This window comes from Streptococcus sp. HN38 (genome assembly GCF_028335765.1).
Lineage (GTDB): Bacteria > Bacillota > Bacilli > Lactobacillales > Streptococcaceae > Streptococcus > Streptococcus suis_P.
In genome coordinates this window covers 297986-316743 of record NZ_CP116604.1, presented here as the reverse complement: position 1 = coordinate 316743, position 18758 = coordinate 297986, and the positions used below count along the sequence as shown (strand labels likewise).

15 protein-coding genes and 2 pseudogenes are annotated in these 18758 nt (G+C 39.7%); 6 read left to right on the top strand and 11 right to left on the bottom strand.

Translation table 11 applies throughout. The features are described from left to right. Nucleotides 1-107 precede the first annotated feature (107 nt). Nucleotides 108-1592: a threonine synthase gene (gene thrC / locus PHA78_RS01605; RefSeq protein ID WP_272158372.1), complete on the bottom strand. Its 1485-nt coding sequence runs from the start codon at nt 1590-1592 to the stop codon at nt 108-110. A 368-nt stretch (nt 1593-1960) separates the two neighbouring features. Beyond that, on the bottom strand, nt 1961-4612 hold the full coding sequence (gene adhE, locus PHA78_RS01600; protein WP_002941214.1) for a bifunctional acetaldehyde-CoA/alcohol dehydrogenase: 2652 nt from the start codon (nt 4610-4612) through the stop codon (nt 1961-1963). A gap of 445 nt (nt 4613-5057) precedes the next feature. Here adhE and adhP point away from each other — a divergent pair, with 445 nt between their 5' ends. Beyond that, nucleotides 5058-6083, top strand: coding sequence for an alcohol dehydrogenase AdhP (gene adhP, locus PHA78_RS01595; protein ID WP_272158371.1), 1026 nt, complete (start codon nt 5058-5060; stop codon nt 6081-6083). Between the two features lie 79 nt (nt 6084-6162). Here adhP and hisS read toward each other — a convergent pair whose 3' ends face one another. The 3 genes from hisS to PHA78_RS01580 form a co-directional block, all read right to left on the bottom strand. Beyond that, nucleotides 6163-7446 carry a histidine--tRNA ligase gene (gene hisS / locus PHA78_RS01590; protein WP_272158370.1) on the bottom strand — a complete coding sequence of 428 codons (1284 nt, stop codon included), beginning with the start codon at nt 7444-7446 and terminating at the stop codon, nt 6163-6165. Between the two features lie 114 nt (nt 7447-7560). Further along, complete coding sequence (locus tag PHA78_RS01585; protein WP_272158369.1) at nt 7561-8262, bottom strand: hypothetical protein; 702 nt, start codon at nt 8260-8262, stop codon at nt 7561-7563. A gap of 278 nt (nt 8263-8540) precedes the next feature. Beyond that, nucleotides 8541-11252, bottom strand: a complete 2712-nt coding sequence (locus tag PHA78_RS01580; protein WP_272158368.1) for an SEC10/PgrA surface exclusion domain-containing protein — start codon at nt 11250-11252, stop codon at nt 8541-8543. Between the two features lie 318 nt (nt 11253-11570). On the opposite strand from PHA78_RS01580, the gene rpmF reads away from it, so the two are divergent. Both rpmF and rpmG read left to right on the top strand, forming a co-directional pair. Further along, nucleotides 11571-11753: a 50S ribosomal protein L32 gene (gene rpmF, locus PHA78_RS01575; RefSeq protein ID WP_002937589.1), complete on the top strand. Its 183-nt coding sequence runs from the start codon at nt 11571-11573 to the stop codon at nt 11751-11753. A 15-nt stretch (nt 11754-11768) separates the two neighbouring features. Next, nucleotides 11769-11918 (top strand): 50S ribosomal protein L33, encoded by a 150-nt coding sequence (gene rpmG / locus PHA78_RS01570; protein ID WP_002262412.1) that lies wholly within the window; start codon nt 11769-11771, stop codon nt 11916-11918. Between the two features lie 78 nt (nt 11919-11996). On the opposite strand, the pseudogene PHA78_RS01565 reads toward rpmG, so the two are convergent. Beyond that, nucleotides 11997-12182: pseudogene (locus PHA78_RS01565) on the bottom strand (FanG protein). Nucleotides 12183-12210: 28 nt separating this feature from the next. On the opposite strand from PHA78_RS01565, the gene PHA78_RS01560 reads away from it, so the two are divergent. Next, entirely contained in the window at nt 12211-12825 is a 615-nt protein-coding gene (locus PHA78_RS01560) for a CadD family cadmium resistance transporter (RefSeq protein ID WP_330847534.1), read from the top strand. 11 nt (nt 12826-12836) lie between these two features. Continuing rightward, a complete protein-coding gene (cadX, locus tag PHA78_RS01555; RefSeq protein WP_000711078.1) occupies nt 12837-13175 on the top strand; it encodes a Cd(II)/Zn(II)-sensing metalloregulatory transcriptional regulator CadX in 339 nt (112 codons plus the stop codon). A gap of 407 nt (nt 13176-13582) precedes the next feature. Here the strand turns inward: cadX and PHA78_RS01550 are convergent, their stop codons facing one another. The 5 genes and pseudogenes from PHA78_RS01550 to PHA78_RS01530 all read right to left on the bottom strand — a co-directional run bounded on the left by PHA78_RS01550 (nt 13583) and on the right by PHA78_RS01530 (nt 17700). Then, a complete protein-coding gene (locus PHA78_RS01550) occupies nt 13583-14422 on the bottom strand; it encodes a metallophosphoesterase (protein WP_272158560.1) in 840 nt (279 codons plus the stop codon). 57 nt (nt 14423-14479) lie between these two features. Next, nucleotides 14480-14677, bottom strand: a pseudogene (locus PHA78_RS01545) (aldose 1-epimerase family protein); the annotation flags it as partial. A 190-nt stretch (nt 14678-14867) separates the two neighbouring features. Continuing rightward, the gene (locus tag PHA78_RS01540) at nt 14868-16082 is read right to left on the bottom strand and encodes a dicarboxylate/amino acid:cation symporter (RefSeq protein ID WP_105146241.1); all 1215 of its coding nucleotides are present in this window, start codon (nt 16080-16082) and stop codon (nt 14868-14870) included. A 12-nt stretch (nt 16083-16094) separates the two neighbouring features. Continuing rightward, the gene (locus PHA78_RS01535; RefSeq protein ID WP_105202544.1) at nt 16095-17288 is read right to left on the bottom strand and encodes a MalY/PatB family protein; all 1194 of its coding nucleotides are present in this window, start codon (nt 17286-17288) and stop codon (nt 16095-16097) included. 16 nt (nt 17289-17304) lie between these two features. Continuing rightward, on the bottom strand, nt 17305-17700 hold the full coding sequence (locus tag PHA78_RS01530; protein WP_002941153.1) for a RidA family protein: 396 nt from the start codon (nt 17698-17700) through the stop codon (nt 17305-17307). A gap of 204 nt (nt 17701-17904) precedes the next feature. On the opposite strand from PHA78_RS01530, the gene PHA78_RS01525 reads away from it, so the two are divergent. After that, the gene (locus tag PHA78_RS01525) at nt 17905-18558 is read left to right on the top strand and encodes a helix-turn-helix transcriptional regulator (protein ID WP_105202543.1); all 654 of its coding nucleotides are present in this window, start codon (nt 17905-17907) and stop codon (nt 18556-18558) included. The last annotated feature ends 200 nt before the right edge of the window (nt 18559-18758 follow it).

Sequence of the window (18758 nt, the reverse complement as noted above, 5' to 3'; positions counted from 1 at the left end):
ATTCCTATATAGTATATCATTCTTTGAATTATCTGTAAATTTTAATTTAAATAACAAAAAGAAAACAAACTGTTCAGCTGAACAGTTTGTTAGTAATCATTTATAGATTAAACACCCAAATAGCGCTCTACCTCAGCCTGCATATCTGCAGCTGCAACGACGGTAGTGTGGCGGACAGGTGCAGTTTCCAATCCGTTCACAGCTGGTGGCAGGGCTACACCTGAAATCTCATACAATTTTGCCAGGGCTTCAAAGTCAGACAAACCTGACTGGCCTGTCACTGCTTCAACCGCAACTACTGGGAACTTGTAAGGACTTGCTGTAGAAGCAATCACTGTAGGAGTCTGGTCCCCTGTTTGCTCCACATACTGTTTATAGACAGCTGAGGCAACAGCCGTATGTGGATCTTCAATGTAGTTTGACTCGTCATAGACACGCTTGATTTCCGCAGCGGTTTCTTCTTCCGTCGCAAAGGCGGCAGCAAAGAGAGAGAGGATATCCGCGTCAGCCCCTTGAATGTCGTACTGACCAGCTGTGTTCAAAGCTTCCATGAGATCGGCTGTTTTGCCAGCGTCATTGCCAAAGAGATGGAAAATCAAGCGCTCCAAGTTAGAGGACACCAAGATGTCCATGGACGGACTGGTGGTCACGCGGAAGGTACGGTTCTTGTCATAAACGCCTGTCGAGAAGAAGTCAGTCAAGACATTGTTGTCGTTGGACGCACAGATGAGCTTGCCAACTGGCAGACCGATTTGTTTGGCGTAATAAGCCGCCAAGATGTTTCCAAAGTTACCTGTTGGAACGGTGAAGTTGACCTTGTCGCCCGCCGCAATCTCGCCAGCTTTGACCAGCTGAGCGTAGGCATAGACATAGTACACAATCTGTGGCACCAAGCGGCCGATGTTCATGGAGTTGGCTGATGAAAACTGGAGTTTCTTAGTCGCCAACTTGGCACGGAGGGCCTCATCGTTGAACATGTGTTTGACATTTGTCTGGGCATCGTCGAAGTTACCGTCAATAGCCACCACGTGCGTATTAGCCCCTGTCTGCGTGGTCATCTGCAACTCCTGAACCTTAGACACACCGTCTCGTGGGTAAAAGACGATGATTTGCGTGCCAGGGACATCCGCAAAGCCAGCCATAGCTGCCTTGCCTGTATCGCCTGAAGTCGCTGTCAAGATGACAATCTCATTTTCCAAACCATGCTTTTTCGCCGCAGTCGTCATCAAGTAAGGCAGGATGGACAGAGCCATATCCTTAAAGGCAATGGTTGAGCCACGGAAAAGCTCCAAGTTGTACTGACCATTGAGCTTTACAATCGGGGCAATAACTGGCGTGTCAAACTTGCTGTCATAGGCATTGTTGATACAGTAGTCGAGTTCATCTGCCGTAAAATCATCCAAGAAAGCTGACAAAATCAGTTTAGCAACTTCTTGATAAGAAGCGTCTTTGAGAACAGAAAAGTCCAAGTCAACTGTTGGAATGGAAATCGGTGTAAACAAACCACCATCTGTCGCCAAGCCCTGCAAAATCGCCTGACTAGCCGATACAGTATTTTTAGCATCGCGTGTTGATTGATATACTAATGTCATGGTATCCCTCATAAAAAATCTATTTTTTCTATTCTACCATAAAACCCACCTAAATTGACAGAAAATTGGCAAGATAAAACAAAAAACCGAACGCTAGACCGGTTTTGGCTCTTACCTTCTCTTACGAAATATCAAAACACCAGCCTACTACATGTAAACTGGTGTTTGAGAAAGTTTTGGAGGCTAGTCCAATTGTTTATACAAGGATTATTAAGAAATGATTTGTTAACAAACACTTGCATGTTCATTTGAAATCAGTTTTTCCAAAAATCATCAAGAGATGATTTTCTAAACGAGACAAGGCAAAGCGACGCAGGCATAACTGAAGTTAGGCAAGGAGCTTTAACGATGCATCGTGACGAAAATCCTTACTTGATGCGACCTGGACGTTCTTTGTAACCATAGTAGGCATCTTCGATGATTTCTTGCATGTGGTCAACCATTGCTAGACGTGGGTTAGCTGGGGTACATTGATCTTCGTAGGCAAGAAGAGCCAATTCACGAGAGTGTTCTTTGAGTTCTTTCTCGTCGATACCTTGTGCTTTCAAGTTCATTTGGATACCGATGCGTTCACCGAGGTCGTAAACTGCTTGTGCGTATGCTGCAACAGCTTCTTCTGGTGTTGAGCATGGCAAGCCTAGAAGACGAGCGATGTCTTGGTATTTTTCATCTGCTTTATAGTAGTTGTACTTAGGCCATGTAGCTGTCTTGGCTGGACGAGTACCGTTGTAGCGGATAACGTACGGAAGCAAGATAGCGTTTGTACGACCGTGAACGGTATGGAAACGTCCACCAATCTTATGAGCCATTGAGTGAGAAATACCTAGGAATGCGTTGGCGAAGGCCATACCTGCCATAGTGGATGCGTTGTGCATTTTTTCACGTGATACAAAGTCAGCATTCTTCACTGAGCTTTCAAGGTTTTCAAATACTAGTTTGATAGCTTGAAGTGCTAAACCATCTGTAAAGTCGTTAGCTACTGTTGAAACGTATGCTTCTGTAGCGTGAGTCAATACGTCCATACCAGTATCGGCAGTAACGTGTGCAGGTACTGTCAATACGAGTGCTGGGTCAACGATTGCCACAGTTGGTGTCAATGAGTAGTCAGCGATTGGGTATTTACGGTTGTTTGCTTTATCAGAGATTACGGCGAACGGTGTTACTTCTGAACCTGTACCTGATGTAGTTGGAATCGCGATAAACTTAGATTTCTTACCAAGTTCTGGGAACTTGAAGGCACGTTTACGGATATCCATGAATTTTTGAACTAGGTCATGGAAATCAACTGTTGGTTGTTCGTAGAAGAGCCACATAACTTTGGCAGCATCCATTGGTGAACCACCACCGAGTGCGATGATTGTATCTGGTTTGAAGGTACGCATCAATTCTGTACCTTTATAGACCGTTGTGATGTCTGGATCTGGCTCAACGTCTGAGAAGATTTGGTAAACAACTTTATTACGACGAAGGTCCAATTGTTCGATGATACGATCTAGGAATCCAAGTTCTACCATGGCACGGTCTGTAACGATCATGACACGTTCAACGTCACGGCATTTTTGGAGATATTGGATAGAATCACGTTCGAAGTATGTTTTAGAAGGAACTTTAAACCATTGCATATTATTTCTACGTCTTCCTACTTTCTTGATGTTGAGCAAGTTCATAGCACTTACGTTATCACTGATTGAGTTGCGTCCGTAAGAACCACAACCAAGTGTCAATGATGGCAAGAATGCGTTGTAAACATCACCGATACCACCGAAAGTAGATGGAGAGTTCCAAATAACACGGATAGCACGTACGATTGTACCAAACTCTTTCGCCAATTCTGCGTCTTCCGTATGAATAGCTGCAGAGTGACCGAGACCGTGGAATTCAACCATTTGGCGAGCTGCTTCAAGACCTTCTGCACGACCATCAACTTTCAAGACGGCAATAACAGGTGACAATTTCTCACGAGTCAATGGTTCTTTCTCACCGATTTCAGCAACCTCAGCTGCCAAGATGTTTGTACCTTCTGGTACTGAGAAGCCGGCCTGCTCAGCGATCCATGCAGCTGGACGACCTACGATGTCCGCATTCAATTTGCCTTCTGCACAGTTTTTGCTGTTAGCTTTCACACCGAAGCAGTACTCTTCAAGAAGTGCTTTTTCTTTCTTATTAACAAAGTAAGTTTTGTACGATTTGAATTCAGCTACAAACTCGTCATACACTTCCTTATCAATGATCACTGCTTGCTCTGACGCACAGACCATACCGTTGTCAAATGACTTAGACATAACGATGTCATGTGCTGCCTGACGGATGTTTGCTGATTTTTCAATGTATGCTGGAACGTTACCTGCACCTACACCAAGGGCAGGTTTACCACAAGAGTAAGCTGCACGCACCATTGCGTTACCACCAGTTGCAAGGATTGTTGCAATACCATCATGTTTCATCAACTCAGATGTTGCTTCCATAGATGGTTTTGTAATCCACTGGATACAGTTTTCAGGAGCACCAGCTGCCACAGCTGCTTCATAGACAACACGAGCTGCATGAGCAGAAGATTCTTGCGCAGATGGGTGGAAGGCAAAGACGATTGGATTACGTGTTTTAAGTGCAATCAATGATTTAAAGATTGCTGTAGAAGTTGGGTTTGTTGTTGGTGTGATACCACAAACAACACCGACCGGCTCAGCAATCAAAGTCAAACCTGTCACTTCATCTTCTTCGATAACACCAACAGTTTTTGTGTGGCGCATGTTATTGACAACGTGCTCACAAGCAAACAAGTTCTTAGTAGCCTTGTCTTCGAATACACCACGTTTGGTTTCTTCAAAAGCGTGCATTGCCAATTCACCGTGCTTGTCAAGAGCAGCTACCGAAGCCTTAGCTACAATATAGTCTACTTCTTCTTGACCAAGTTTACGGAACTCATCAAGAGCAACCAAACCTTTTTGAACAAGCTCATCGACGTGCTTGCGCGCTTCTACCAACTTTTCTTCTGGTGATACTACTTTTTTATCAGCCATTGTGTTCCTCCAAATATACTCGCTAACTATTTGTTAACTTTTTCACAATGTTATTCTACTATTTTTTATTTTATTTGTAAAGAGAAATTGTTAATTTTTTCACATTTTTTCTGTTTTGCTTTAGAAAGCGCTTACTTTTTCCTGTTTTCAGAAAACATTCAGATTTGTTTCTGCTTTGTTTGGTCGAAAAATACATAAAGTAAGACAAATCTTTATCATTTATTCTTTCTCTAACATTTACGATACTAGTTTATCAAGAAAACGCTTCCATGTAAATAGATTTTTTTGAAAATTTTGTAGTAATTACGTGATAATTTTCAATTTTATATTCATTTGTTCCTCCTTCTCTACTCTTGCATTTTTGTTCACATTGTGATATTATTAACAAGAAAATATCTATATTAACACATTCAAAAAATGTGCTGCAATAAATAGGAGGTCTGCCATGAAAGCAGTTGTTGTTAATCCAGAATCTACTGGTGTTGTCGTTGTTGAAAAAGAACTTCGTCCACTTGAAGCTGGCGAAGCTTTGGTCCAAATTGAGTACTGTGGTGTTTGTCACACTGACCTCCACGTTGCCAATGGTGATTTTGGTAAGGTTCCTGGTCGCGTTCTTGGTCACGAAGGAATCGGTATTGTTACAGAAATCGCTCCTGATGTGACCAGCTTGAAGGTCGGCGACCGTGTCAGCGTTGCTTGGTTCTTCCAAGGCTGTGGTATGTGTGAATATTGTACAACCGGTCGCGAAACTCTCTGCCGTACCGTAAAAAATGCAGGCTACTCTGTTGACGGTGGTATGGCTGAGCAATGTATTGTAACAGCAGACTATGCAGTAAAAGTTCCAGAAGTTCTTGATCCAGCTCAAGCAAGTTCTATCACTTGTGCTGGCGTTACTTGCTACAAAGCGATTAAAGAAGCTCACTTGGAACCAGGTCAATGGATCGCTATCTATGGTGCTGGCGGACTCGGAAACCTTGCTGTACAATACGCTAAAAAAGTCTTCAACGCTCATGTTATCGCTGTAGACATTAATAATGATAAATTGGAACTCGCCAAAGAAGTTGGTGCAGATGTGACGATCAACGGACTTGAAGTAGAAGATGTTCCTGGATATATTAAAGAAATTACTGGTGGCGGTGCTCACTCAACTGTCGTAACGGCTGTTTCTAAGGTTGCCTTCAACCAGGCTATTGACAGCGTTCGTGCAGGTGGCTATGTGGTGGCTGTCGGACTTCCATCTGAATACATGGACCTCAGTATCGTGAAGACTGTGCTAGACGGTATCAAAGTGGTCGGCTCACTAGTTGGTACTCGTAAAGATTTAGAAGAGGCCTTCCACTTCGGTGCTATGGGACTAGTTGTTCCAGTCGTTCAAAAACGTCCTGTCGAAGATGCCGAAGCAGTCTTTGATGAAATGGCAGCGGGAACTATTCAAGGCCGCATGGTCTTAGACTTCTGCCACTCACACTAATGCGTTCTCCACTATTTTCAAGAAGTGATTATCCAATCGCTTCTTTTTTGCTTTCTAAAATAAAAAGAAGCAGCTTAGACTACTGCTTCTCCAATTCTTCTAAAATGCTTGCGAAATCTGTTTTTAAGATTTCCAAGCTTGTTTCAACTTGACTTCTTGTCTGGTTATTTTTAACCACCACCTGTCCAGATTCAATTTCACTACCACCCAGGGTAATGATGGCCTTGGCTCCAAAGACATCTGCCGACTTAAACTGGGCCTTGAGCTTGCGGTCAAGGTAGTCTCGTTCTGCACGGAACCCTTGCTTGCGGATGGCTTGAACCAACTCAAGCGCTCCGCTATTTGCCTCCTGACCCAAAACAGCGATATAAACATCTAACTGGGTGTCGAGAGGGAGCTCAATGCCTTGCTTTTCAAGGACGAGGATAAGGCGTTCAATTCCCATACCAAAGCCAAAGGCTGGCGTTTCTGGTCCGCCAAAGTAGGTCACCAAACCGTCATAACGGCCACCGGCACAGATGGTCAGGTCGTTGCCACCTACCTCTGTCATAAACTCGAAAATAGTATGGTTGTAGTAGTCCAAACCACGCACCATGTTGGTGTCAATGGTGTAAGCAATACCTAGGCTGTCCAACATAGACTTGACCGCTTCAAAATGAGCTGTACTTTCTTCATCTAGATAGTCCAAGATAGACGGTGCGTTTTCCACAGCAATCTTGTCTTCTTTTTCCTTGGAATCCAAAACACGCAAGGGATTTTCTTCTAGACGGCGCTGGCTATCCTTGGACAGCTGGTCCTTGAGCGGTGTCAGGTAGTCAATCAGGGCCTGACGATAGGTGGCACGGCTCTCGGGATTTCCCAGACTGTTGAGGTGGAGGCGAATGTCCTTGATTCCCAACTCTTCAAAGAAGTGATAGGCCATAGCAATGGTTTCTACGTCTGTCGCTGGGTTATTGGAACCAAAACACTCCACACCAATCTGGTGGAACTGGCGCAGACGACCAGCCTGCGGACGCTCATAGCGGAACATTGGGCCCATGTAATAGAACTTAGCAGGTTTTTGTACTTCTGGGGCAAAGAGCTTATTTTCTACATAAGAACGGACAACGGGCGCTGTCCCTTCAGGACGAAGAGTGATATGGCGGTCCCCCTTGTCATAGAAATCGTACATCTCCTTGGTCACAATGTCCGTCGTATCGCCAACCGAACGGCTGATCACCTCGTAATGCTCGAAAATCGGTGTGCGAATCTCAGCGTAATTGTACTGTTTGAAAATGCTACGAGTAAAGTTTTCCACGTACTGCCATTTGGCCGTATCCTGCGGTAGTAAATCCTGTGTTCCTTTAGGTTTTTGTAGTTTCATAGTTTTTCTCATTTCTCTAAATCTTACCCTTTATTTTATCATATTTTGGACTTTTTTGGAAATGGCAGAGCAGACAAAAGGCCGTGCCTACTGACACGACCTTGTTTAAAAAAACTATTTCTTATCCACAATCTGGAAATTCAAGTCTGCAACTTCGATTTCAACCTCAAGTTTTTCTTCGGAGTTGAGATTGAGGAGGTTTTCTAAGGCTGTTTCTGCAAAGGCCGCTACTTTTTCTTGGCGTCCTGTGTCATTCGATACTTCCTCGCTTGTCTTGTAAATGGCTTCTTGGGATTTGTCATTTAGAAATTCCTGAGCCTTTTGTCCAGAAGTGAAGACATCGACAGCCTTGTCTAGCAGACCATTGCTATTATTGCTGATTTTGATTTCTCCATGTTGCTGAGAATCAACTTCAACAAGCACAGGTTTCTTGAAGGTTAAGGTATTGTTTTGAATCTGAACATCAGACTGACCAATGCCCTCCAAGACCAGCTTGAACTCCGTCTGCACAGGAATATCTACAGACATTTCCCGCCCAACAAAGAGCTTGGTAATAGGCTCTGTCCAGTCTGGCCATTCCTTTAATTTATTGTTTTCAAAGGTCTGGTTGGCAGTCGTATCCACCTCAGCACCTGCTACAACCAGCTTGCTTTCCGCTTCAAACTTCTTAATGACAAATTCATATTGAACCTTATGGGTTCCCTGGAACCATGCTAGGATGCTATTTCTAAACCAGAAAATACCTATACCTAAAACCAGCAGCAAGACTAAGAGGCTAGCCAACTTTTTCGCAAAAAACTTTCCAACTGTTTTCATACAGCTCTCCTTTATATTGAATAATTGGAACTCGTCCTATAATCATTATATATATATATGCTGTCAAGTATTTTCTTTCTTTTTTGACTATTTTAGCAAAGTCCTAGATTTTTTTCTGTTTTAACTCTTCTCAATAAACATCACCATTCCAATTAACGGTAAAAGAAATCATTAAAAATTCCCCAAAACTGTCGGAATAGAACAAGCTTTTCAATAATTTTAGCAATCCAAAAAATCTTCCTACTATCTTTAGTAAGAAGATTTTTTATATTGACTACCTATCCTTGTTTGCGTCTTCTTGCACTTGCAAGACCAAGACTAGATAATACTGTCACACCTGCGAGTGTCAACAGACTTGTTTGCTCCCCTGTGTTTGGCAAGGTCTTAGCACGTTCTACACGTGAATATGTCACTTTTTCTCCAGTAGCTGTTTGTGTCACGGTGACACCTGCTTGTGGGTTCGTCACCACAACTTCCCCGTCAACAACTGTTACATCTTGACCTTTATCAAGAGCTTGTTTGACTGCATCTACATCAACAGCTGGTTTTTCAGCAGCAGTTGGTGCATCTTTTGGTACTGCAACAATTGTTCCGTCTGGAAGCGTTGCAATCACATTGTCTTTTGCTTTGTCTTCAAGGTCTTTGAGTTTGTTGTACTCAGCTTGAAGTTCAGCCAATTTGCTTTCTTCTTCAGCAAGTTTAGCAGTAACAGTTTCAAGTTTGTTTTTTGCTGTTTCAGCTTTAGCTTGTGCTTCAGTTAGAGCCGCTTGTTTTTCTGTGAGGGTTGCTTGAGCGTTAGCAAGAATAGCTGGTGCTTCAAGATAACCTTTCAACTCAGTAGCAAGTGCTTTAGCTTCTTCAACCAAGCGGTCTTTTTCTGCAAGAAGAGCGTTTTTATCTTTGTTCAAGCTATCAAGTGTTGCTTGTTGTGTTGCAAGGTTAGCTTGAGCTGTTTTAAGAGCTTCAGCTTTTGCAGTTGCAGTAGCTTGTGCTGTAGCAAGTTCAGCTTTAGCAGTATCAAAAGCTGCTTTCTTTTCAGCAAGATTTGCTGAGAAGTTGTCAACAGCTTTTTGAGCGTCTGCTTTACGAGTTTCAGCATTTTGCAAAGCAATAGTAGCAAGACGCAAGTTATTTTCTGCTACCTGTGTTTGAAGCGGTGTTGCAGTAGCATCAGCAAGAGTTTTCTCTGCTTGAGTCTTCAATTCAAGAGCTTTAGCATAAGCATCACTTGCTTCAGTTAAGTCAGACTTAGCTTTGTCTGATGTAGATTGTGCTTCAGTTTGTTCAGCTTGTGCTTTGGTAAGTGTTGCTTGAAGAGTTGTTGTATCATTTGGGTTGGTGATTTCTGTACCTGTGTAGACACCAAATACGTTGATAATATGTGGTCGCCCAGCAAATGTGGCAAATGCGACACCAAGGTTAGGTGCACCAATCAAAGTATTGAATAGATGACCCCAGTTTGATGGTGCATCTGCAAACGCCATAACTTTGACGGCGTCATAAATTTCTTTTTTCAAATCATACATTGTTGTTGTATTTCGAAGATTTGAAACGTTTTCACCAAAGTAATCACCGCCAGAAACATGACCTGCACTCATAATTGATTTATTACGAGCGATATATTTGTCAGCTTGATTTTTAGCTGCTTTAAGTGATCCTTCATTAAGGGTGAGTGGTTTTACACCAAATAGTTCGCGAACAGCGTTTACAACTTGTAGATTATAAAGTGCCAGTTCTTGCAATTGTTCATCTGTTAAGGCATCAATATTGACAATTTTGTTTTTGTCAGCAAAACTAATATTGGTTCTTGAGGCTTGAGCCACCTCAAAACCTGCGGCACGTAATGCACCTTTTGTTGCATTCGTGCTATTTTTATTGTCTAATGCGTATGCTTCAGCAAATGTTAGTTCGTCAACGGATACTCCAAGGACTTCTTTTTGTTTGCTAGTAAGTTTAAGAGGTTTGTTGACAATTGTAACAGTATCAGCATTTACAAGAGCAAGAGCATCTTGTGCTGATTTGACAGCATCAGTAGCCTTAGTTAGTGCATCAGTTGTTTGTTTAACAGCATCTTGTGCAGCAGTCAATTTTGCTGAGGCAGTTGTTACCGCATCTGTTTTAACTGCAACGTCAGTTGTTGCTGCATCAATTGCACTTTGACGTTCTGTATCTGTTTTCTTAGCAGCGTTAGCAGCCTTAGTTGCAGCATCAAGAGCAGTAGTTGCTGTAGCAACATCAGCTGTTGCTTGGTCAAGGGTTGCTTGAGCTTCAGCAAGACCAGTACCAGAAAGGGCGTCTTGTGCTGATTTGACGTCTGCTTCTTTAGCAGTTACGTTAGCATCAGCGGCGTCTTTTTCTGCTTGTGCTGTATCAACAGCTGTTTTAGCATCAGCAACAGCTTGAGTTTGTGCTGTGATTTCAGCATTGACTTCATCTGTCTCAGTTGCGTTAGCAGCTTGGTCAACAAGGTTATCCTTTTGCTCAGCTTGGTTTGCTGCAATGTTTTCTGGTGTAGCATTGGCTGCGTTAGTTTCTGCGTCTTTGACAGCTTTGGTTGCAGTATCAACGTCTGCTTGAGCAGTGGTAATAGCTTGGTTAGCTGCATCTGCATCAGATTGAGCGTTAGTTGCATCTTGAGCAGTTGCATCAACAACAGCTTGTTGAGCATCCAGAGCTGGTTTAACATCAGCTGATGTTTTAGGTGCTTCGACAGCAGTAGTTGCCGCTGTTGGTGTTTCAACAGTTGATGCTTGAGTTTCTAACCATGAGGATAAACCTGCGTTTGCTTCGTCATATGTAGAGTATGTACCATTTGGTTCAGATTTTACAATTTCGCCTGTGGTACGATTGACAGTTTGCCACTCACCAGTCACACGGTTTAAAACAATACCGTATTGTGTGTCTGCTGATACGGTAGATGCACCAACGGTTGCAAGGGTGATGGCAGTAGTTGCCGCAATTGTGCCATATATATACTTGTTCTTTTTCATTATTTCCTCCTGTTTAGGCTAATAGGAAGGGCTTGGCCGAAGTGTCAAGCCCTGCTATACTAGTATAGCAGGCATTTTGTCAAGTTTTTTGCATGATTTTTGAGAAGTTTGTCAAAAAATTTGGGGGGAAGAAAAATTAAGTGCAATACTTAAATAAAAATAGGAAAATACAATTGAACAAATTTTTTTCAAAAAATCTGTCAAGTAACTTTACTTTACAAAAAACTTTTGTTATACTGTTAAAGTTGGCGAAAGTCATACGCACTATTTTAGATTGAAAAAGGGCTTGACCCTGACATTTAATGGAGGAAGAAAGAAATGGCAGTACCTGCACGTCGCACTTCAAAAGCGAAGAAAAACAAACGTCGTACTCACTATAAAGTAGCAGCTCCAACTGTGAAATTTGATGAAACTACTGGAGATTACTCACGTTCACACCGTGTATCTTTGAAAGGATACTACAAAGGACGTAAAATCGCTAAGGCTGCTTCAGCTGAATAATAGAAGGGAGATACCATGCGCGTAAATATTACACTTGAACACAAAGAATCTGGTGAGCGTTTGTACCTTACTTCAAAAAACAAACGTAACACTCCAGACCGTCTTCAATTGAAAAAATACTCACCAAAATTGCGTAAACACGTTATTTTTACTGAGGTTAAGTAAGGGTTTCAGTACACGTCAATAGACGCCAAAATATTGATTTTAAGCGATTTTTGATTTTTTGAAACTCATTATATCGCACTACAAATCAATAAAAACTCTACCTTTTACTCTACCTTTTTTAGATGAATATATCATTTGGATATTGAAGTTAAACCCTGTTATCATTTGGATGGCAGGGCTTTTTTATATTTGGTACACTAACTTCTTATCTATATTTTGGTGGAGCTGAAGTTGACATCTACAATGTTTAATGTTAAAATACATTCAAAAATATATTTGAATGAGGTGTTTTATGATTCAAAATGTTGTTACTTCAATAATCCTGTATTCTGGGACAGCCGTAGACTTACTTATTATCCTAATGTTATTTTTTGCCAAAAGAAAAAGCAGAAAAGACATCATTAACATCTATTTAGGACAATTTCTAGGATCTGTTAGTCTAATATTGCTAAGTTTGCTTTTTGCATTTGTCTTAAATTATATTCCTAGTAAAGAGATTTTAGGTTTACTCGGTTTGATTCCAATTTTCCTAGGCCTCAAAGTTTTGCTTTTAGGAGATTCTGATGGAGAAGCTATTGCAAAAGATGGTTTGCGAAAAGACAATAAAAACCTGATTTTTCTAGTCGCTATGATTACTTTTGCAAGTTGTGGCGCTGACAATATTGGTGTCTTTGTCCCATATTTTACTACCTTAAATTTAGCGAATTTGATAGTGGTTTTACTTACCTTTCTAGTCATGATTTATCTCTTGGTTTTTTCTGCCCAAAAATTGGCACAAGTCCCTTCTGTTGGAGAAACTTTGGAAAAATATAGCAGATGGTTTATTGCCGTTGTCTATTTAGGATTGGGGATGTATATCCTGATTGAAAACAACAGCTTTGACATGCTATGGGCTGTGTTAGGCTAGGAGAAAAAATTATGAAAAAAGATAGTATCTGTCAAGTGGATGTTATTAATCAACAAAATGTTACAACCGCAACGAACTACCTTGAAAAGGAAAAAGTTCAAAAATCACTTCGCATTTTATCAAAGTTTACCGATAATAAACAGATAAATATCATCTTTTATCTCCTTGCTGTTGAAGAACTCTGTGTCTGCGATATAGCCTGTTTACTAAATCTCAGCATGGCATCTGCCTCCCACCATCTTCGTAAACTAGCCAATCAAAACATCTTGGACACTAGAAGAGAGGGGAAAATTATATATTATTTTATAAAAGATGAGGAAATCAGAGATTTTTTTAATCAACTAGGATAACAATGGATACTTACGCTGAATTAGCACCTCAACGAATGTTAGAAGCTGTGGGTATTTATCTTGATAAGATTGCTGAACTAACGCAATAACTACTCTACCATTCACTCTACCTTTTGCTAAGGAACATTACAAAAACGTTGATATATAAACGTTTCTAACAGCTAAAATAGACAATACTTAATCTTTACTGATGTGAAATAGGGATTCACTACACGTCAATTGGCGGTAGAAACCTTGATTTTAAGCGATTTTTGAAAGATGAACTTTCATTACATTGCAGTACAAATCAGTCGAATCACTACCTTTTTCACTACCTTTTTTGAAATAAGTTTTTGATTCGGATAAGTAATAAAACCCACTGGCTAATTAAGTCAGTGGGTTTTTTGAGTGATTAGAAAGAAGTGAAGTTACGGATTAACAAGATCTACAATGATAATTTCTGGGCGATTAAAGAATCTTGGTACTCGTGTAGATTCTTTGGCCAGACCCCTGCTTACAATAAAATGCGAGTTTTCAAATTCATATAAACCACCTGCATATTTCGGAAAAAATCCTTGATTAGGTGCAAATACACCATTAACCAAATAAGGTATTCTCCATTGTCCTCCATGTGCATGACCTGATAATACTAAATCAAATCCATACTTTTGATAAGTATCAACTAGTTCTGGGCGGTGCGCTAGTAAAATTTGAAAGTCAGTACTTATTTGCTTCCCTTTTATGTCTTCAAGTTGGTCTAGCAAATTCAAACTAGTATCATACTTTTGAAAATATTCAGGATCGTCAATGCCTGAAATAGTGATTGACTGCCCTCTTATATCAACTCTACTAGTATTTCCAGATAATATGGCTACATTCTGTTGTCGCAGATGTTCTAGCATCTGTTCATATCGATTACTCCATATTTCATGATTACCTGACACATAGTAAGTATGATTAAATTTACTTAGCCCGCTCAACAGTTCTAGTGTTTTTCTGTCTGAAAGTTCATCATCAAAAATATCTCCACCTAATAAAATGATATCTGGGCCTTCTTTCTCTAATACTTCCAAGATTTGTATCTGATTTTTACCGTAATTTGATGAGTGTAAATCAGTAATTAGAGCAAGTCTGATCGGTTGAGATATTTTGGGACTAACAAGCCTGTAATGAGTTACTTGAAGCCGACTGTCAAAACCTAAAGCAAGAAAAATTAGGATACAAATAAGAATAAACCATCGTGGCTTAATATTTTTTAGTTTTTTCATCATATGAACTATTTTACCAAATTTCTGTAACGAACAAACATTTTCAAAAGGTTTCTCAATAATAATATCAAAATGTTTTTTATCAACTTCTTTTGGAGCAACGTAACTAATATTTCGTTTGGCATTAAAAATATCAGATTCTTCCATTGAAGTCGATAGTCCGCTCCATGGTTCTAATGCGATAAAGGGACTCTGATTTGTAGTTGACCAAATCACTAAATATGGAAAATCATCAAATGCAATCGAAAGTTTCTTCTGACCCCCAAGAAAACCTTGTTTTTCCTATCCTTTAACGAAAAGAGCACAAGACCTTAAAATCTTGTGCTCTTTTCTTATGAGTAACACTCAGCTACGTTACTTTATAGGGAACATAAATAAAATTGTTCTTCGGTAATCTTGACACTAATTCACCTAGAGACTACTCAGAAAGTAGAGTTTTAAAAAATTAAGATTTCTTTAACCAATCCTTTCCTTCTACAAAGCGAGTCACAACCATAGCTAAACCTGTATCTCCAGTAACATTAACTGCTGTTGCAGGAGCATCAGTAATGGTGCCGATGAGAACCATAATTGGAATCGCTACTGCTGGGAATCCAAAGGCTGACATAATGAAGATTTCAGCAACATAACCACCACCAGGGATACCTCCCATAACTACTGAAACAATGACAGATACCGCAATGGCTATTAGAATATTGCGAGGAGTCACAAATTCAATATTGAATACTGAACAAAGGAAAGCTATTTTTAGGATTTGAATAACGCAAGCACCATCTTTATGTAGGTTGGCTCCAAGTGGCACGACTAAGTTAGTAATTTCATCAGGGATACCTATTTGTTTCGCCTGTTCAATATTTACTGGTAAAGTAGCTGCAGAGGAACAAGTTCCTAGGGCTGTTAATGTTGGTTTAACGGCAGTTGCCCACCATCTCTTCACTCCTTCTTTACCAGCTCCGATGTATGCATAAGCTGTTTGCGAAACGATAAAGTAGATAACAATTACGACCATATACATGAGGATTGCTTTAGATAATGGAGCAATCACATCACTACCATTTGTGCCGAGCAAAATAGCAAAATAACAGCCTAGTCCAAGTGGAGCAATCTTCATGACAATACCAATAATTTTAACAATAACCTCGGTCATATTTTCTAGGCCTTTGACGATACCGTGAGCTTTTTCTCCGACTTGAATAAGAGCAAAAGCAAAGATTACTGTAAAGACGATAAGAGCCATTAGATTAGAGCGGGAGAAGAGTTCCGGAAAATCCCCAACAGTAAACATTCCCAAAATATTCATACTACCGGAAGCATCTTCGACTGTTTCAGTCAGACTAACAGTTGAACCTGCAGCGGGGTCAAAAATCATACTAGGAATGAGCATAAAAAGACAAGAAATAATACCTGAAATAAATGTTCCGGCTAAGAAAACACCCAGGATCTTTTTCAGTTTGGTTAAATCTTCCATTCTTGCAATAGCTGCAGAAAGAGAACAAAAGATTAAGGGAACAACACAACAATACAATAAGTGAAGGAAAGTATCTGCAACTGGCTGAAGAATAGCTGCATCTGGTCCCCAAAATAAACCAATAGCTCCACCAATAACCATGGAGGCTAACAGAATAAATGATGATTTATACGTATTCCAAATGTTTTTCATGATTAATTCTCCTTACTGCTCCCATTTTTCATGTTTATCCATCGCTTCTTTTAATTGTTCCATAGCTTTAACGACAGTGGAACGTGGGCAGGCAATATTAAAACGTTCAAATTGAGCTGTTGCAGGACCAAAAATTTTACCTGAATCTAACCACAATTTTGCTTCTTCAACCATAATATGTTGCAATTCTTCATCACTAAAACCATAACCAGAGAAATCGACCCAAATTAGGTACGTACCTTCAGGCTCAACAAATGTAGCTTTAGGGAAGTTATCCTTCACAAAGTCACGCATATAGACCATGTTACCATAGAGATAGTCTACCATTTCATCGACCCAGTCACCACCAAGAGTATAACAAGCTTTTACTGCTAACATCCCCATGAGTGAAGCATTTGAATAAGCGGCAGAATCATTTGAAGCACGATATTTAGAGCGTAATTCTGGGTTTGGAATAACAATATTAGCTGGTTGGAAACCTGCTACATTAAAGGTTTTTGAAGGTGATAGGAAGAGTACTAAGCTATCATGGTATTTCTTATCTAAGGTCATAAAATTGGTGGTTTTATGTCCAGGATAAACAAAGTCACAGTGAATTTCATCACATAAAATCACAACATTGTGTTTGAGACAAATATCAGCTAATTGAGTTAATTCTTCTTTTGTCCAAACACGTCCAACAGGATTATGAGGATTACAGAGAATAAATACCTTGACATTATTATCAATGATTTTTTGTTCAAAATCTTCAAAGTCGATACTATAATGTCCATCATCATAAATCAATTGACTATTAACAAATTTGCGGCCATTTTTCTCAATAACATCACGGAATGGGTAGTAAACTGGTTGTTGGATCAATACAGCTTCGCCTGGTTCAGAATATGCTTTAACTGCAGTTGCCAAACCATAAACAATACCAGCACCTAGCGTAACTGTTTCAGGATCAATCGTAAATCCATGACGTGTACCGAACCAATGATTCATGGCTTGCCAGTATTCTTCATCAGGGTCAGAATAGCCGAAGATTCCATGGTCAATTCGTTTTCTAAAGATATCTAGGATTTCTTCTGGTAATTTGAAATCCATATCAGCTACCCACATAGGTAAAAGATCCGTCCGTCCCATACGTTGCATACCATAGTCATATTTAATACAACTTGATCCATAACGACTAATTTCTTCATCAAAATTATATTTGCCCATTTTTGTTCTCCTCCATTTAATTTGATTTAACAGCTATGGCTTCAATTTCAACACGTGCATTCTTTGGAAGCGCCGCAACTTGGAAAGCACTTCTAGCAGGATAGGGCTCCGCAAAGAATTCTCCATAGACTTCATTCATAGCTGCAAACTCAGTAATATCCGATAAGAAGACTGTTGTTTTGACAACGTCACTCAAATCCATATCAGCTGCATTAAGGATGCCCCGTAAATTTTTTAACGATTGTGTTGTCTGTTCCTTTATATCCGAACCTGCAAACTCACCTGTCGCAACATCAATTGGTAATTGTCCCGAAACATAAACTGTTTTTTGACAATTTCCTTTTGTTTCTATGGCAGTAGAATAGGGACCAATGGCCTCCGGAACCAAGTTAGTTTTAATTGCTATATTCATGATAGCCTCCTTTTTGTTATTGATAATATTTTTATTTTGTTGATATTATTTATTTCACTTTTATTATAACTCTTTATTCGTATATGTCAATAATTTTTTTATCTTTTTGATATTTTTTTTATCTCCCCTCTTTCCTCTTTCTTTTTTTCTCGTTTTGAGCTATCATATCAATTGTAAAAAGATTTTAATAGGAGGAATGAAAAAATGACTGATGAAGAATTGTTAGATATTTATATTCAATTGCTTCCTTTTCTACAACAAGTACTTGGAAGTAACACCGAAATCGTTATTCATGACATAAGAAAACCTGACTGCTCACTAATCGCTATAGAAAATCCTATTTCAGGACGAACTGTAGGGGCTCCATTGACAGATATGTTCCGACAGATGATTGCCAACAAGGAGTATGAAAATAAAGATTTCATCTCCAATTATAACGGCAGCTCAAAGTCTGCCAACTTCGTATCCTCCACATTTTTTATCAAGAACCAGAAAAAATTAATTGGACTACTATGCATTAATAAGGATACAAATAGTGTATCTGAGTTAAATTTAGCTATTAAGAGTCTATTGCAAGGCTACAATCTTTCTCTCCCAGAGGATAGTACTTATTCAGAGACATTTGAATCCAATGCCATGGATGAAATTATTAAAGAACGTATTCAGAATACTATTCTCAACACTCGGACTCTTCCTAAAAGAATGTCAGCAGATGAGAAAATTATGGTCATTAAGACCCTCCAACAGGAAGGGGTCTTAACGATGAAAGGAGCTGTCACTGAAACTGCCAATCAACTTCATATTTCAGTTCCTACTTTGTATCGCTATATCAAAAGAGCTTCTCACGATAGCAAATAAACAATAAAGCTAGTTTAAATTTTTAGACTGATTGTAGAATCATTGTAAAGTCACAAAAAAAGCACAAGACCTTAAAAATCTTGTGCTCTTTTTGTGTGAGTAAACTCTTTTGTCATTTTTTAAATCAGACAGCATATCATTATCATAAAATTCATCAACGGACTGTTTTAATAGTTTTTTTTCATTATTCGAACTATTTT

Excerpts from the sequence above, each read along its gene's own strand:
- adhP (WP_272158371.1), top strand. The coding sequence starts at position 5,058 with ATGAAAGCAGTTGTTGTTAATCCAGAATCTACTGGTGTTGTCGTTGTT.
- rpmF (WP_002937589.1), top strand. The coding sequence starts at position 11,571 with ATGGCAGTACCTGCACGTCGCACTTCAAAAGCGAAGAAAAACAAACGT.
- hisS (WP_272158370.1), bottom strand. The coding sequence starts at position 7,446 with ATGAAACTACAAAAACCTAAAGGAACACAGGATTTACTACCGCAGGAT.
- thrC (WP_272158372.1), bottom strand. The coding sequence starts at position 1,592 with ATGACATTAGTATATCAATCAACACGCGATGCTAAAAATACTGTATCG.
- PHA78_RS01580 (WP_272158368.1), bottom strand. The coding sequence starts at position 11,252 with ATGAAAAAGAACAAGTATATATATGGCACAATTGCGGCAACTACTGCC.
- PHA78_RS01560 (WP_330847534.1), top strand. The coding sequence starts at position 12,211 with ATGATTCAAAATGTTGTTACTTCAATAATCCTGTATTCTGGGACAGCC.
- adhE (WP_002941214.1), bottom strand. The coding sequence starts at position 4,612 with ATGGCTGATAAAAAAGTAGTATCACCAGAAGAAAAGTTGGTAGAAGCG.
- PHA78_RS01540 (WP_105146241.1), bottom strand. The coding sequence starts at position 16,082 with ATGAAAAACATTTGGAATACGTATAAATCATCATTTATTCTGTTAGCC.
- PHA78_RS01550 (WP_272158560.1), bottom strand. The coding sequence starts at position 14,422 with ATGAAAAAACTAAAAAATATTAAGCCACGATGGTTTATTCTTATTTGT.
- PHA78_RS01530 (WP_002941153.1), bottom strand. The coding sequence starts at position 17,700 with ATGAATATAGCAATTAAAACTAACTTGGTTCCGGAGGCCATTGGTCCC.
- cadX (WP_000711078.1), top strand. The coding sequence starts at position 12,837 with ATGAAAAAAGATAGTATCTGTCAAGTGGATGTTATTAATCAACAAAAT.
- PHA78_RS01525 (WP_105202543.1), top strand. The coding sequence starts at position 17,905 with ATGACTGATGAAGAATTGTTAGATATTTATATTCAATTGCTTCCTTTT.
- rpmG (WP_002262412.1), top strand. The coding sequence starts at position 11,769 with ATGCGCGTAAATATTACACTTGAACACAAAGAATCTGGTGAGCGTTTG.
- PHA78_RS01585 (WP_272158369.1), bottom strand. The coding sequence starts at position 8,262 with ATGAAAACAGTTGGAAAGTTTTTTGCGAAAAAGTTGGCTAGCCTCTTA.
- PHA78_RS01535 (WP_105202544.1), bottom strand. The coding sequence starts at position 17,288 with ATGGGCAAATATAATTTTGATGAAGAAATTAGTCGTTATGGATCAAGT.